Origin of the sequence: Ilumatobacter sp., from assembly GCF_041688325.1 — a bacterium.
Taxonomy (GTDB): domain Bacteria; phylum Actinomycetota; class Acidimicrobiia; order Acidimicrobiales; family Ilumatobacteraceae; genus Ilumatobacter_A.
This window is the reverse complement of the sequence record NZ_JBDNIJ010000015.1, coordinates 1-13,706: the sequence shown is the minus strand read 5'-3', so window position 1 is coordinate 13,706 and position 13,706 is coordinate 1. Positions and strand designations below refer to the sequence as shown.

General features: G+C 61.5%; 13 protein-coding genes and 1 pseudogene. 11 read left to right on the top strand and 3 right to left on the bottom strand.

All coding sequences use genetic code 11. From position 1 onward, the window contains the following. Positions 1–216: 216 nt before the first annotated feature. From ACH2EI_RS00875 to lepB, 3 genes are all read left to right on the top strand, one after another. Complete coding sequence (locus ACH2EI_RS00875) at positions 217–1,398, top strand: amidohydrolase family protein (RefSeq protein WP_395154739.1); 1,182 nt, start codon at positions 217–219, stop codon at positions 1,396–1,398. A 64-nt stretch (positions 1,399–1,462) separates the two neighbouring features. Further along, positions 1,463–2,821, top strand: coding sequence for a Pup--protein ligase (gene pafA / locus ACH2EI_RS00870; protein ID WP_395154740.1), 1,359 nt, complete (start codon positions 1,463–1,465; stop codon positions 2,819–2,821). Between the two features lie 132 nt (positions 2,822–2,953). Next, complete coding sequence (gene lepB, locus ACH2EI_RS00865) at positions 2,954–3,664, top strand: signal peptidase I (protein ID WP_395154741.1); 711 nt, start codon at positions 2,954–2,956, stop codon at positions 3,662–3,664. Between the two features lie 130 nt (positions 3,665–3,794). On the opposite strand, the gene ACH2EI_RS00860 is transcribed toward lepB, so the two are convergent. Continuing rightward, positions 3,795–4,529, bottom strand: coding sequence for a glycerophosphodiester phosphodiesterase (locus tag ACH2EI_RS00860; RefSeq protein ID WP_395154742.1), 735 nt, complete (start codon positions 4,527–4,529; stop codon positions 3,795–3,797). 36 nt (positions 4,530–4,565) lie between these two features. On the opposite strand from ACH2EI_RS00860, the gene ACH2EI_RS00855 reads away from it, so the two are divergent. From ACH2EI_RS00855 to ACH2EI_RS00820, 8 genes are all read left to right on the top strand, one after another. Continuing rightward, positions 4,566–5,174, top strand: a complete 609-nt coding sequence (locus ACH2EI_RS00855) for a twin-arginine translocase TatA/TatE family subunit (RefSeq protein ID WP_395158863.1) — start codon at positions 4,566–4,568, stop codon at positions 5,172–5,174. A gap of 5 nt (positions 5,175–5,179) precedes the next feature. After that, on the top strand, positions 5,180–5,950 hold the full coding sequence (gene tatC, locus ACH2EI_RS00850) for a twin-arginine translocase subunit TatC (RefSeq protein ID WP_395155101.1): 771 nt from the start codon (positions 5,180–5,182) through the stop codon (positions 5,948–5,950). Between the two features lie 2 nt (positions 5,951–5,952). Continuing rightward, positions 5,953–8,652: a DEAD/DEAH box helicase gene (locus ACH2EI_RS00845; RefSeq protein WP_395155100.1), complete on the top strand. Its 2,700-nt coding sequence runs from the start codon at positions 5,953–5,955 to the stop codon at positions 8,650–8,652. After that, positions 8,649–9,260: a hypothetical protein gene (locus ACH2EI_RS00840; RefSeq protein WP_395155099.1), complete on the top strand. Its 612-nt coding sequence runs from the start codon at positions 8,649–8,651 to the stop codon at positions 9,258–9,260. The genes ACH2EI_RS00845 and ACH2EI_RS00840 overlap by 4 nt, the downstream gene beginning before the upstream one ends. Positions 9,261–9,487: 227 nt before the next feature. Beyond that, on the top strand, positions 9,488–11,092 hold the full coding sequence (locus tag ACH2EI_RS00835; protein WP_395158861.1) for an FAD-dependent thymidylate synthase: 1,605 nt from the start codon (positions 9,488–9,490) through the stop codon (positions 11,090–11,092). Between the two features lie 134 nt (positions 11,093–11,226). After that, positions 11,227–11,676: a hypothetical protein gene (locus ACH2EI_RS00830; protein WP_395158859.1), complete on the top strand. Its 450-nt coding sequence runs from the start codon at positions 11,227–11,229 to the stop codon at positions 11,674–11,676. A 34-nt stretch (positions 11,677–11,710) separates the two neighbouring features. Beyond that, positions 11,711–12,148 carry a hypothetical protein gene (locus ACH2EI_RS00825; protein WP_395158857.1) on the top strand — a complete coding sequence of 146 codons (438 nt, stop codon included), beginning with the start codon at positions 11,711–11,713 and terminating at the stop codon, positions 12,146–12,148. 4 nt (positions 12,149–12,152) lie between these two features. After that, the gene (locus ACH2EI_RS00820) at positions 12,153–12,605 is read left to right on the top strand and encodes a GNAT family N-acetyltransferase (RefSeq protein WP_395155095.1); all 453 of its coding nucleotides are present in this window, start codon (positions 12,153–12,155) and stop codon (positions 12,603–12,605) included. A 48-nt stretch (positions 12,606–12,653) separates the two neighbouring features. Here the strand turns inward: ACH2EI_RS00820 and ACH2EI_RS00815 are convergent, their stop codons facing one another. Next, positions 12,654–13,439 (bottom strand): crotonase/enoyl-CoA hydratase family protein, encoded by a 786-nt coding sequence (locus ACH2EI_RS00815; RefSeq protein WP_395158855.1) that lies wholly within the window; start codon positions 13,437–13,439, stop codon positions 12,654–12,656. 53 nt (positions 13,440–13,492) lie between these two features. Then, positions 13,493–13,706 (bottom strand): annotated as a pseudogene (locus ACH2EI_RS00810) (hypothetical protein); the annotation flags it as partial.

Below are 13,706 nucleotides of genomic sequence, written 5' to 3'. Positions count from 1 at the left end.
GTCGGTCTCGCAGCATTGAGTGGGCCAGATCGAGAGATCGAAGTGGGCGATCTCGAAGTGGCGGAGCTGGCGCGTGGAAATGAGCGGCGCTGCTTCGCCCGCATCGACGCCACAGCCCTCGCCGATCTGCTCGCTTAACTGACGTTTGCGTCGAAGTTTCTGCGGACTGTCCAACGCGCATCTCGACGCAAACGTGGTACCAGCTACTGTCGGAGCATGACGTATGCACCGTCCAGCCGTGCTTTCTATGACGCCGACAGCCACATCATGGAGTTGCCGAACTTCCTCATCGATTATGCCGACCCGGCGATCCGCGATCAGATCCGCCCAGTCAACTACTCCGCCTCGCTGGTGACCGACGAAGAAGTCGACGCCATCGTGGCAAACGGCTCCAAGCACACCGTTGCGCACGTCGAGGCGCAGGTGGCGCTCGGCGATCAGCTCATTGCTGAGTCGAAGGAGATCCAAGCGCTCGGGGCCTTCGACCGCGACGACCGATCGGTGGCCATGGACATGCTCGGTTTCAAGAAGCAACTGGTCTTCGCGACGCACAGCGTCGTCACACCGTTTCACCCAAGCACGAATCTTCCTGACGACGTTCGATACGGCGCTACCCGCGCCCATAACCGAGCGATGAGTGAGTTCGTGGCCAACGACAGCCGGCTGATGGGCGTTGCTGTCGTGCCACTCAACAATCCAGCGCTGGCCGTCGCCGAACTCGAGTTCGCTCTCCAGGCTGGCCTCGAAGCCGTGTGGGTGCCCCACATGGCGGCAGGGGAACGGTCGCCGAGCCACGTCGACCTGCACCCCTTCTGGGAACGCTTGGCCGACTCGGGCCGGCCATTCGTCCTGCACGTCGGCGGGGCACCGCTACAGCTCGACCCGGTTTGGACGAACACGGGTCGCGCTGCTGTGCGCGACTGGATGGGCGGCGGCGAGAACGTTCGCAGTAAGGATATGGCCGTCATGCACCAGGGCCCTGAAACGTTCCTCTCGGTACTGCTGATGGATGGCATCTTCGAGAAGTTTCCAAAGTTGCGTGGTGCCGCGGTCGAACTGGGCGCCGGCTGGGTCCCGGCAATGCTGACTCGACTCGACTGGGTGGTCCGGTCGTGGAGTCGCGTCGACCAATACCTCGCCGAACTGAAGCGCATTCCGAATGAGACGATTCGGGAGCAGATGGCCTTCACGCCGTTCGCCTTCGAAGACATCGGCATGCTGACTGACACCAGTTACGACGACATTTATCTCTTCTCGAGCGACTATCCGCACGTTGAAGGCGGCAAGGATCCGATTGGCCGTTTCGAGAAGTCGCTCGGCGATCGCAGCGAGCGGGTCCGAACGAACTTCTACACCGAGAATTTTCTCAAATTGTTCCCTGACTCGCGCGTTCACTGAGTCTGCGGCCGACATGCCGGAGCCGGATGACCTGCATTAGGTTGACCGAAGTGGGGAGCAAATGATGGAACGTCGGATCTACGGGCTGGAGAACGAGTACGGCATCACGTGCACGCTTCGTGGCCAACGCCGTCTGAGCCCGGACGAAGTCGCCCGATATCTTTTTCGACGGGTGGTCTCCTGGGGCCGCAGCTCAAATGTATTCCTGCAGAATGGAGCTCGGCTGTATCTCGATGTGGGATCGCACCCCGAGTACGCAACACCAGAGTGCGACTCGATCTACGAGTGTGTTGTCCACGACAAGGCGGGCGAACGCATCTTGGAGCAACTCGTCGAATCGGCCGAGCAACGGCTGGCCGAAGAGTCGATCCGCGGCACGATCTACCTGTTCAAGAACAACACCGATTCTGCGGGTAATAGCTACGGCTGTCACGAGAATTACTGCACGAGCCGTGATGCCGACCTCAGCAAGTACGCCCAGGTGTTGATCCCGTTCTTCGTGAGCCGTCAGATCTACGCGGGCTCTGGCAAAGTGCTGCAGACCGCTCGCGGCGCGAAGTTTTCGATTGCACAGCGCGCCGAGCACATCTGGGAAGGCGTCTCGTCGGCCACCACGCGCAGCCGTCCAATCATCAACACCCGTGACGAGCCTCACGCCGATGCCGAGAAGTACCGACGGCTACACGTGATCGTTGGTGACTCGAACATGAGCGAGTACACGAACTTCTTGAAGATCGGCGCTGCGGCATGCATGCTGCGAATGCTCGAAGACCCCAACGTCGTCTTGCGCGACATGACCCTTGAGAACCCGGTCAGGGCGATTCGTGAGATCAGCCACGACATCACCTGCCGCCAGACTGTGCGCCTCGCAAACGGGCGGGAAGTCAGCGCGCTCGACATCCAACGGGAGTACCTCGATCGGGCGCTGCGCTACGCCGACGGACCAGGGTTTCCGCCGTTGGAACAAAAGGCCCTCGACATGTGGGAACACTGCGTCAGCACGATCGAAGACGATCCGCTCAAGCTCGACCGAGAAGTCGACTGGGTGATCAAGCACAACCTGATCGAAAGATTCCGGGAGCGGCACGATCTGCCGCTCGGCCATGCCCGGGTCCAACTGCTCGACCTGCAATACCATGACGTCTCACGGAGCCGCAGCCCGTTCTACAAGATGCAGGACCGCGGTCTCGTTGAGCGAATCTGTACCGATGAGGACATCAACACTGCGATCGACGTGCCGCCGCAGACGACCCGTGCCCGCTTGCGCGGCGAGTTTGTCAAGCGCGCCAAGGAGAAGAATCGTGACTACACGGTCGATTGGGTGCACTTGAAGCTCAACGACCAGGCGCAGAGGACCGTGCTGTGTAAGGACCCTTTCAAGAGCCACGACGAACGCGTCGACCGGCTGATCGAAACGCTCTGACCATCGAGGTCGGCACTGGATTGAGGTGCCGGTCTCGGTGCCGGGATAGATGCACGGATAAACTACGGGAGTAGTGAGGCTGTGTCTTGCTGCCGCCGATCGGCTGCCGTAGGCAGGTACCGTTGAGCTTTCGTGACAATCCAGAACGACGGGCAATTGCCGCCTCCGCCCTCGGGCACGCCGAGCAGCGGGTCAGTCGATGACCCGTGGTCGAACGATTCTCAAAATCGCTCTGCGGTTGCAACATCACGTGGTGAGCGCACCGGTTCCTCGAGCCGCCCATCATCCCGCGCGTCGTCAGGCGCTCGAGCCTTCTTTGATTGGGTTGTCGTCGTCACGGTTGCGCTTCTTGTGGCGTTCGTTGTCCGTGGCTTCGTGTTGGCCCACTTCGTCGTGGAAGGCCAGTCGATGGCAACAACGCTCGACACTGGCGACCGCATCTTCGTGAACAAGCTGTCTTACCGACTTCACGACCCGAATCGCGGTGACGTGGTCGTCCTGCACCAGTTGACGAACACGACTGAACGCGACCTGATCAAGCGAGTGGTCGGTTTGCCCGGCGAAACGATCGAAATGACCGGATGCGTCGTGCGGATCACTACAGCGACCGGCTCGACATCTCAGGTGCTCGATGAGCCGTATCTCGACGAGGTGGATCGGACCCCAGGGCAATGCGGCGGAGACATCCCGTCTCAGGTCGTTCAGGACAACTTTGTGTTCGTGCTCGGCGACAACCGTGGCGGATCCCAAGACAGTCGCGTCTTGGGAGCGATCAACGAAGACGACCTCGTCGGCCGTGCCTTCGTGGTGTTTTGGCCGAAATCCCATTGGCAGTGGTTGTGAGCGCGGCTTCGCCATGCGATCGACTGACCTGGGCGTCCCGTCAACAAAGCGATTGTCTGATTTCGTCACACTTTGGTCAGACCGGAGCGTGACAAGAACGTCACACCTTGGTCTGACCTCGGTGTGACAGTTACTCGGGTAGGGGGCCGCCGATTTCCTTGTGAAAGGCGTCCATCATGATGTCGACGTGGTCGCTGAAGACGGCGTCGAGGCCCATGCGGAACGCGGTCTCCAATTGGTCGTCGAATTGCAGGTCCCAACCGAACGCATAGAGGTTGAACCTGTGAAACAGTGCTGCCAAACCGCCGTTCCAGTCGGTGCGATGCATGTTGACGCCGTCGATGCCGTGGTGGGCCAAGGATGCCGCTCGACGTTCGGGGCCTTCTTTGAGGCGGCCAAGGCGCGTCGAATTCAAAATTTTGACGTCAGGGAACTCAGGACGGTAGGCAACACATCGCTCGAAGTCGGGATCGCACAGCCACGTTCGAGAAAGCATCGACGGGTCGACGCAACGAACGTCATCGACGATGACTGCGGCGGCGTCGGGATCTTTCACGTCGAGTGACAGTTCGTAGTCGGTTCCACAGTGTTCGAGGAGCTCAATCAGGGTGGGAATGTGCTCGGGGAGGTCGCAGCGCAGCACGCCACTGATCGGCTTGCGACGAATCCCCCGCTTCACCACTCCGTCGTGATCGAGCACAGCCACACCATCGGCCGTCAGCCAGACATCGCTTTCAAGTCCGGATGCGCCGAGCTTCAGTGCCAGCTCGAATGCGTCAAGGGTGTTCTCGGGCGCATGGGCACGCGCTCCTCGATGGGCGAACGCGATCGGCGGGTCGAGGCGAGATGGGAGACGTTGTTGCACTGAACGAGATGATGCCAGTCCCGTAGACTGAAAAACGTGTTCAACCTCCAGGGCAGCGAGATCATCGTCATTCTGCTGTTGGCACTCGTGATCCTCGGCCCAGAGAAGTTGCCGGATGCGGTCCGAAAGTTCGCTCAGACGTACGGCGAGCTGAAGAAGATGGGAAACGGATTCCAGGCTGAGCTGAGGTCCGTTCTCGACGAGCCAATCCGTGAGATGAAGGAAACCGCTCGGCTAGTTCAAGACGCTGCGGACCCGAACAAGATCGCCGAGCAAGCTGCCCAAGACAGTGCCTTGCGCGAAGCAGCCAAGTCAGCCGACCGAGCGGCCATCACCGATGTCCCAATCACCGAAGCTGCACTCGAATCAGCCGACCCGGCCTACAACGACACAGCGTCGGCTGTTGCAACGCCACACAGCGCAGAGAGCGACCAGGCCACCAGCGATGCGACCGCTGATGACGAGCCTGACGATGGGCCGCCTGTGATCATCAACCAGATCGCCGCGGGTAATGCGCGCGGCCCGATCGAACCAGTTGTTCCCGAGGTGCTGGCCGATGAAGTCGACAACATGACCGACGCAGCCGACCAGCCAGCGATGGCTGCCGACGGTACTGCCGCAGACGCCGATGTATCTGCAGGATGAGCGCCGTGACTGACGACACCGAAGCCGGGGTCGACGACACCCTCACACTCACCGAGCACCTCGCCGAACTGCGGACCCGGATCATCCGAGCGGCGCTCGCTGTCCTGATTGGCATGGTCGTCATTATTGCGTTCTACGATCAGGTGCTCGGGTTTCTCCTGCAGCCGTACCGGGATCTTTGTGATGCGCGCGGCGCGGACTTCTGCGACGCGGACGGTCTCTTCATCACCGGACCGACCGAGGGGCTTTCGACCCGAATCCGGGTCGGTATGTACGGCGGCATCATTGCTGCACTGCCGATCATTCTCTGGCAGATTTGGCGCTTCGTGGTTCCGGCGTTGCATGCCAAGGAGCGCAAGTATGCGGTTCCGTTTGTCCTGTCGTCGGTTCTACTCTTCGCTGCGGGCGGCAGCCTCGCGTACATCACGGTTGGCCGAGCACTCGAGTTCTTGATCAGCTGGGCTGGTGAGGATGTCAGCGAGATCTTTACGGTAGGCAGCTATATCAGCCTGATCGGGCTGATGATTTTTGCCTTTGGTGTCGGCTTCCTGCTGCCTGTTCTTTTTGTCTTTTTGCAACTGGTCAATGTCGTGTCGCCAAGAACGCTCTTGAAGAGCTGGCGGTATGCCACGATCGGTGTGTTTATTCTCGCAGCCGTGATCACACCGTCAGGCGACCCGATCACGCTGATGATGCTTGCGCTGCCGATGATGTTCTTGTACTTCGTGGCGATTTTGGTGGGCTGGCTGGTTCTCCGCAAGCGTCCGACCGTCTGACCGTGCGTGCCGACCGAGCTGACCTGATCGCTCGCTACAACTTCCCGATTGACAGATTCCAGCTCGAAGCATTCGACGCGCTCGACGATGGCAAGCATGTCGTCGTCGCTGCTCCAACGGGCAGTGGCAAGACCGTCGTTGCCGAGTACGGCATCGAAGCGGCGTTCCGTGACGGCAAGCGAGCGTTTTACACCGCACCGATCAAGGCGCTGTCGAATCAGAAGTACCGCGATCTGGTCGCCATGCACGGTGAGGACGCGGTCGGTCTCCTTACCGGCGACAACTCGATCAACGGTGACGCTCCGATCGTGGTGATGACCACCGAGGTCTTACGCAACATGATCTACGGCCGCGTAGGCCAACTTTCAGATCTCGGGCTCGTTGTGCTCGACGAGGTGCACTTCCTGCAAGACACGTTCCGTGGGCCGGTCTGGGAAGAGGTGATGATCCACCTGCCCGATCATGTTCGGCTGGTGTGTCTGTCAGCCACGGTCAGCAACGTCCAGCAGCTCGCTGACTGGATCTCAACGGTACGCGGCCCCACGCACGCCGTCACCGAGTTGAAGCGGCCTGTCGAGCTGGCTAACCAGTATCTCGCGAAGGATCGCAACGAAGACCGTTTGCATTTGTTGCCGACGTTCGTCAACGGCGCTGTCAATCGTGACGCGGTGCGGCTCGACGAATCGGCGATCCGTCGCGGGCCCGGCGCCAGACGCGGTGAAGATCGCAACGACCGCAGCGAGTCCGGCCACCCAAAGGGAGCGCACCGCCGCAAGCTTGTGCCACCCGGTCGGGTCGAGACGCTCAAGCTGCTCCATCAGCAGGACATGTTGCCGGCGATCTTCTTCATCTTCAGCCGTAACCAGTGCGACGAAGCGGCCCGCTCGTGCGTCGAGTTCGGTGTCGGCCTGACAACGGACGAAGACCGGAGGGCGATCCGCGCTATCGCCGATGCCCGCCTTGGTGGGCTCGACTCAGCCGACCTCGCCGTCCTCGGTTACGACCAGTTCCTCTTGCAACTCGATGCAGGTGTCGCAGCCCACCACGCCGGCATGGTGCCGCCGATGAAAGAAGTTGTCGAGGCATGCTTCATCGCCGGGTTGATCAAGGTCGTCTTCGCCACGGAGACGCTCGCTGTTGGCATCAACATGCCAGCACGCAGCGTCGTGATCGAGAAGCTGACCAAGTTCACCGGCGAGCATCACGAGCAACTCACGCCAGGGGAGTACACACAGCTCACGGGCCGGGCAGGCCGACGTGGCATCGACGACCGTGGGAGCGCCGTCGTCCTCTGGTCGCCGTGGATCCGCTTCGACGATGTCGCACAACTTGCCGGCAGCTCGCAATTCCATTTGCGGTCGGCTTTCCGACCGACATACAACATGGCCGCCAACCTGATTCGCACCTACGAGAGCGAACGAGCGCACGACCTACTGAATCTCTCGTTCGCCCAGTATCAGGCAGACCGTGACATCGTGAAGATGCAGGCGCGGCTCGAACGGCGACGCGCTGCAGCTGCTGAATTTCGCGCACAGGCAACGAGCCCGTTCGGTGACATCGACGAGTACGCACGGCTCCGAGCACAAGAGAAGTCGTCCCGTCGAGACCGTCGTTACGAACGGGGCGACGACGTCGATGACACGATTCAGCAGCTCAAGCCGGGTGTAGTGATCCAGCTGTTTAAAGGCAAGCACCGGGGCCCTGCGGTCGTCGTGGCATCGGCGACCCGCAAGTCGGGTTCGCGCCTGTCGCTCGTGAGTAAAGGCGGCGACCTGCTGCAGGCAATGGCAGAAGACTTCGACTCGCCGCCCTCTGCGATCGGCTCGATCAAGTTGCCGCCGAACTTCGCACCGAATCGCAAGGAATACCGCAAGGAAGTCGCCTACCGATTGCGAAAGGCGAAGTTGCAGGCCGCGCCGAAGATCCGCAGCGAGGGCAGAGCCGCGCCGATGAGCGCTGAAATGCACCCGGTTGCCCGAGACCCCGACCTGAAGCAGCGGCTCAGTGCGATGGCTTCAGCAGTTAAGGCCGAACGCGAGGTCGCCGAGATTGTGGGCCGCGTCGACGGCAAGACCTCCACGCTGGCTCGCGACTTCGACCGGATTCTGGTGGTACTCGAAACGTTCGGGTACGCAGACCTCGAGATGTGGGAGCTGACCGAGGCGGGAGAAATGTTGTCGCGGATTTTCCACGAGTCTGACCTGTTCGTTGCTGAGGCGCTCCGTGCTGGCCTGTTCGACGGCTTGAGCCCTGCTGACTTGGCTGCGCTCGTGTCGACAGTGGTCTACGAACACCGCAGCCCAGAGCCGCCGCCGCGCCCCTGGTTCTCTTCTGATGACATGCGGTCCCGCTGGAATCGTATGGCCGCGCTCAGCGAGGACCTGAACGCCAAGGAGCGCGCTGCGGACGTTGCCGAGCATCGCGGTCCCGATCCGACGTTCGCGGCGATTGCCTACGCTTGGGTCGCCGGCGAGGGTTTTGCCGAAGTTGTTGACGACGAAGAGATGACCGGCGGTGACTTCGTCAGGACGACCCGCCAACTCATCGACCTCCTCAGGCAACTGTCGGTTGTCGCTCCGATGCGTGGGACTCGTCGGGCAGCAGGAGAAGCCGCCGAAGCTGCATTCCGGGGGGTCGTGTCAGACAGCGCCGCACCGACCAACAGGCGCGACGACGAGACCAAGCAGCCAGCTACCTCGTGACCATCGAGAAGGGCAAGCCCTGGGGGATCGAGGTCGCTCGACCGTCGGATCTTCAGTCCGCCGACTCGGATCAGGTTGTCGGCCGCCTCCTGACCGCTGATGTCGGTGCGCGAGTTGCTCCTACGGGCGGCGACCTACATCGGACGATCGGGGCGCGACCACTTGACGACCGTCCGTCGCTGCTCGAATTCTCCATCGATCTGCTGCGAGTTCGTCTCAACGACGAGCGTGAAGCAACCGCGGTCGCGCACGTCACTGTGCAGTTGCCGAGATGGAGTGGAGGCTGGTGGCGGGGGCCGGTACTGATGGTGATGAATGCGCAGTTTCTCGGCGACTGGCACGTCGTGTCGCGTGGACATCCGAACGACGGCCGGGCCGAGAGCGTCGAATGGGGAAGCGAATTCGGGCTGCGCCAACGGTGGGAGGCTCGTCGGCGACTGCCAACCGGAGGACACGTTCCGCACCCATCGATCGAGACGCGTTCGTTCCGTGAACGCAGCTGGACCTTTGATCGGGCCCTCGAAATCTGCGTCGACGGACGACCCAGTGGACGTGCCCGCTCGTTGCAGGTTGTCGTCGAACCGGACGCCGCCGTTGTTTACGGCTGAGGCTGCCTGGCGCCCCGGACGCAGCGGTGGCTCCGTGCAGGAAACCGCCAGTGTGACGGTGAAAGAAATCACGCAGACGAGTCGAGTCGTCGAGAGACCGCATCGAGTGCAAGCAGGGTCACGCCGATGATTGCGATTTCGATGAACTCCACCACTGGGCCCGCACCGCGCCTGACAATCCTGGGAATACCCGTTGTCGCGCTCTCGCCGTCGTAGAGTATGCGCCCGTGGCCGTCTACGTCCCAGAGTCCTTCACATCGGACGAGGCCGACATTCTTCGTCGGTACTTCACGAACCTTGATGGGCCAGTGTTCGCACTCGTCAATCTTCCAGAGGTCGTAAAGGGCGCGTTGTTCGCTCGGTACAGCCGAAGTCCGAAGTCGCTCAGGAGGTTGTTCCTCGACGAATTCGTCGGCGATTTGGACATCTCCGGCGACCTCTCGGTTGACGCCACGATCGGCCTCGATCGTGCAGAGGAACTGTACGAGCGAGTGTTCTTCGACTACGGAGACGACTCGGTCGCCCAGCTTGGTGGAGTCCACCTGGCCTGTGAACAGGCGTCGAATATCTTGACCAAGGTGCTCGAGTGGGGCCGGCTCATGAGCTACCTCGAGCAGAGCACCCGCTACATCGCCTATGACTCGCGGCTCGGCGGCCGATACCGGTACTACCGAGACCCCGCAGTACTCGCAGGCCCGCTTGGTACGCGCTACGTCGGTGACCTCGACCGAATCTTCGACAGCTACAGCCAGTGTGCCGACACGGTCACCGAGTTCGTCCGTAACACGGTGCCCCGGGGTGACAACAGTGAGTTCGTCTACCGTATGGCCACGAAGGCGAAAGCGCTCGATGCGGTCCGCGGCATTCTGCCGGCGGCAGCGACGTCGAACGTCGGTATCTACGGCACCGGCCAGGCATTTGAAGCGCTCCTCCTCCGAATGCGAGCGAGTGCGTTGCCCGAGGCTCGCGACTACGCCGACCTCATGCTGCACGAGCTACGCAAGGTCATTCCGAGCTTCCTGCGCAGGGTCGATATTCCCGACCGGGGTGGCCGATGGAGTAGCTATCTGACCGAGACACGGACCGGCACGAAGGCGATCGTCGATGATCTCTTCGGCGATGCGCCGGTCGATGTCGCGTCTGAAGTTGAGCTTGTCGATTTCGATCCTGAAGCTGAAGACAAGCTGTTGGCTTCTATTTGCTATACCCACTCTTCGCTGCCTGAGCACCAACTGCTCGAGAAGGTCAGAAATCTTGGCGTCGACGAGAAGGTGTCGCTGATGCGGGCATACGTCGGTGAGCGCGAGAACCGCCGCCACAAGCCTGGCCGCGCATTCGAGCGCAGCTTTTACCGCTTCGATATTTTGAGCGATTACGGCGCCTTTCGCGACATGCAGCGCCATCGCATGCTCACCATCGAATGGCAGCGTCTCACACCGAACCACGGCTACACACGTCCGGAACTGGTTGACGAAGCTGGCGTCGGCGCCCAGTTCGACGAAGCGATGCACCGTTCAGCGGGCCTGTACGACGCGCTCAACACCGATTTCTCTGAACAGGCGCCGTATGCGGTGTCGATGGCCTATCGAATGCGATACAGCATGCAGTTCAACGCCCGTGAGGCAATGCACATGCTGGAACTTCGTTCGTCGCCACAAGGCCACCCGTCGTATCGGCGTGTCGCACTCGAGATGCACCGCTTGATCGCCGAAAAGGCCGGTCATCACGCAATCGCTGCGACGATGACCCACATGACGACCGAGGCGCCAGAACTCGAGCGGCTTGAGGCAGAGCGCCGAGCGGAAGCCCGACGCGACGCTGCTGATTCCTGATGAGCCCAACGTGAATCGGCTTTGTGACGGGTGTCACTGTTTCTGTTGCTCTCTGCTGGCCGGGCGTGAGCGTATGCTCCGCCCGCAGCGGCACTTGCATGAGGCGAGGCGCACCGACCTGACGAGAACGCACCATGGCTGAAGACGACATTTCCGAAGAAGAGATCGAAGAGGAAGAAGTCGAGCCCGAACTCGACGAAGATGACGACGGCGACGGCGACGAGCAAGACGTCGATGATGATGACGACATCGGCTCTGGCGACGACGAAGAGGACGAGGACGAGAACGAAGCCGCCAAGCCTCGGACCAAGCGTAAGGCCGTCGATGATGACGACGATGACGACGACGATGACGAACTGGATGATGACGTCGAAGAAGACCTCGACAAGATCCTGAAAGACCGCTTGGTCGCTGCTGACGCTGAAGAAGACGACGAGGACGATCCTGAGCCCAAGGGTGAAGGCGATGAGCGTCTGCAGCCGAAGCAGCAGAACGAACAGCTCTGCAGCTCCTGCTTCTTGTTGGTGAAGTCGAGTGCTCCGAACTGCCCTATCGGCGATGACGACTGCCCGATCTTTTCCTGAATAGGGCGCCATGACGCGACCTGGTCCCACGCAGGTGGAACGATTTGCGGCAGCGGCGTTCTACGCCCCGATCGGGCTTGGCGCACAGCTCGTCGGCGACCTGCCAGTAACGGTGGGTAAAGCGAAACAGCAGATTGCACTTGCGCGATTCATCGGCAAGATGGCCGTGGATCAGGGTGCCAAGCAGTTGCGTGAGCGGTTGTCCCCAGCGGCTGTTCCTCCCGTACTCTCACCTGAGCCTCGAAAGATTGTCGAAGTTGTTCCTGCCGCCAACGCAGTGCCAGCTGAGCCGGCGTCGGTCGGGGTTGAAGCGCTTGCACTGCCCGACTACGACCAACTGCCGGCGGCACACATCGTTGGCAAGCTCCAAGGCCTGACCCAGGCAGAACGCGACTTCATCGAACTGTACGAGACAGCCGGGCGGCACCGTCGAACTGTCCTGGGCAAACTCGACCAGCTCCGCAAGGCCTGACGCTGTGATTGATCCCACCGTTCGCCTGGCGGATCGCCGCGATGCCGATGACGTTGCACAGCTCAAACTGCTCGAAGCAGCAGCCCGCGCGGCACTCGTCGGCCAGCGTGGCGGCGAACGTTGGCTGATCGAACACCCCGAGATCGGTGAACAGTGGGTCAGCCGCTGTGACACCGATGACGTCTGGGTTGGCCACATGGACAACGTTGTCGTCGGGTACATGGTTGCTCTGCTCGGATCGGACTCAATCATCCGAGTCGATCAGGTCTGGGTCACGCCCGAAGCTCGAGAACTCGGGTTCGGCGATGCGCTGCTCGCTGCTGCCATGGCGAGCGCCCGAGAGCGCGGCGCTGTTGCGGTGGAAGGCCAGTCGTTACCCGGCGATCGACACACGAAGAACCTCTACGAGCGAGCCGGTATTGTCGCTCGGCTGATTACGACGTACAAGCCCCTCTAAGCGGCGACGAGGAGGTTGCCTGCTGGTGGACAGTGGAGCTTGCGCAGATCAGCGGCCCTGCCAGTTTGGCGGGCGCTTCTCGATGAACGCGGTGAGGCCTTCTTTCAGATCCTCGGACGCCATGACGTTACGCAAGGCGTCGTTGGTCATCTTGATCAACGTCTCGTCGCTTTCGTAGGCGGCGGCCTGCACGATCTTGCGACTCTCAGACACGGCCATTGGAGCTGATTGGCTGATCTGCTCGGCGAGCTTGGTGGCCTCGGCGAGTGCACCACCCGGCTCGGTGAGGCGAGAGACCAACCCGAGGCTGTAGGCCCGCTCAGCCGGAATTGGTTCGCCCGTCAGGATTGCTTCCATCGCGGCCGCCTGGCCGATAGCGCGGGGAAGTCGGAAGAGGCCACCGGCGCCAGCGATCAGGTTCCGCTTTACTTCGGCAAGGCCGAAAGCCGACTGTGTGCTGGCCACTACGAGGTCGGCAGCGAGGACAATCTCACAGCCGCCAGCGGTTGCGAGTCCGTCGACGGCAGCGATGATGGGCTTGCGGCGCTCACGGTAAACGAAGCCCGCAAAGCCTCCCCGCTTGGTGTTGAGACGGGCAGCGTCGCCCGAGTTAATCGCCTTCAGGTCGGCTCCGGCGCAGAACACCGGGCGGGACTGCCCGTCGGTGTTGGCCTGGATGATCCCGACCCACACGTCGTCGTCGCCTTCGAGCTGGTCGATTGCTGCTTCGAGCCCCTCGGCGACATCACCGTTCACGGCGTTGCGCGCTTCTGGGCGGTTGAGTGTGATGACCGCAATGCGGCCAGTGGCTTCGTAGGTGACGATGTCTGACATGGCAGCTGAGCGTATGCGGCGGGCTGGCCCTGAGGCCAACCCGCCGTCAACGATCAACTGTTGTCGGTGGCGTCTTCTGCCGGAGCGTCAACTGCGTCGGGAGCAGCCTCGGCCTCGGCGGGTGCGCTTGTGGCCTCGTCGGTCGATGCATCTTGTGTTGCAACATCTGCAGCGGGTGCGTCAGCAGGAGTCGTGGTTTCGACTTCCACTTCGGCCATAGCCGGCTCTGCTGCTGCTTCGACTGCTGCTGCTTCGACTGCTGCTGCT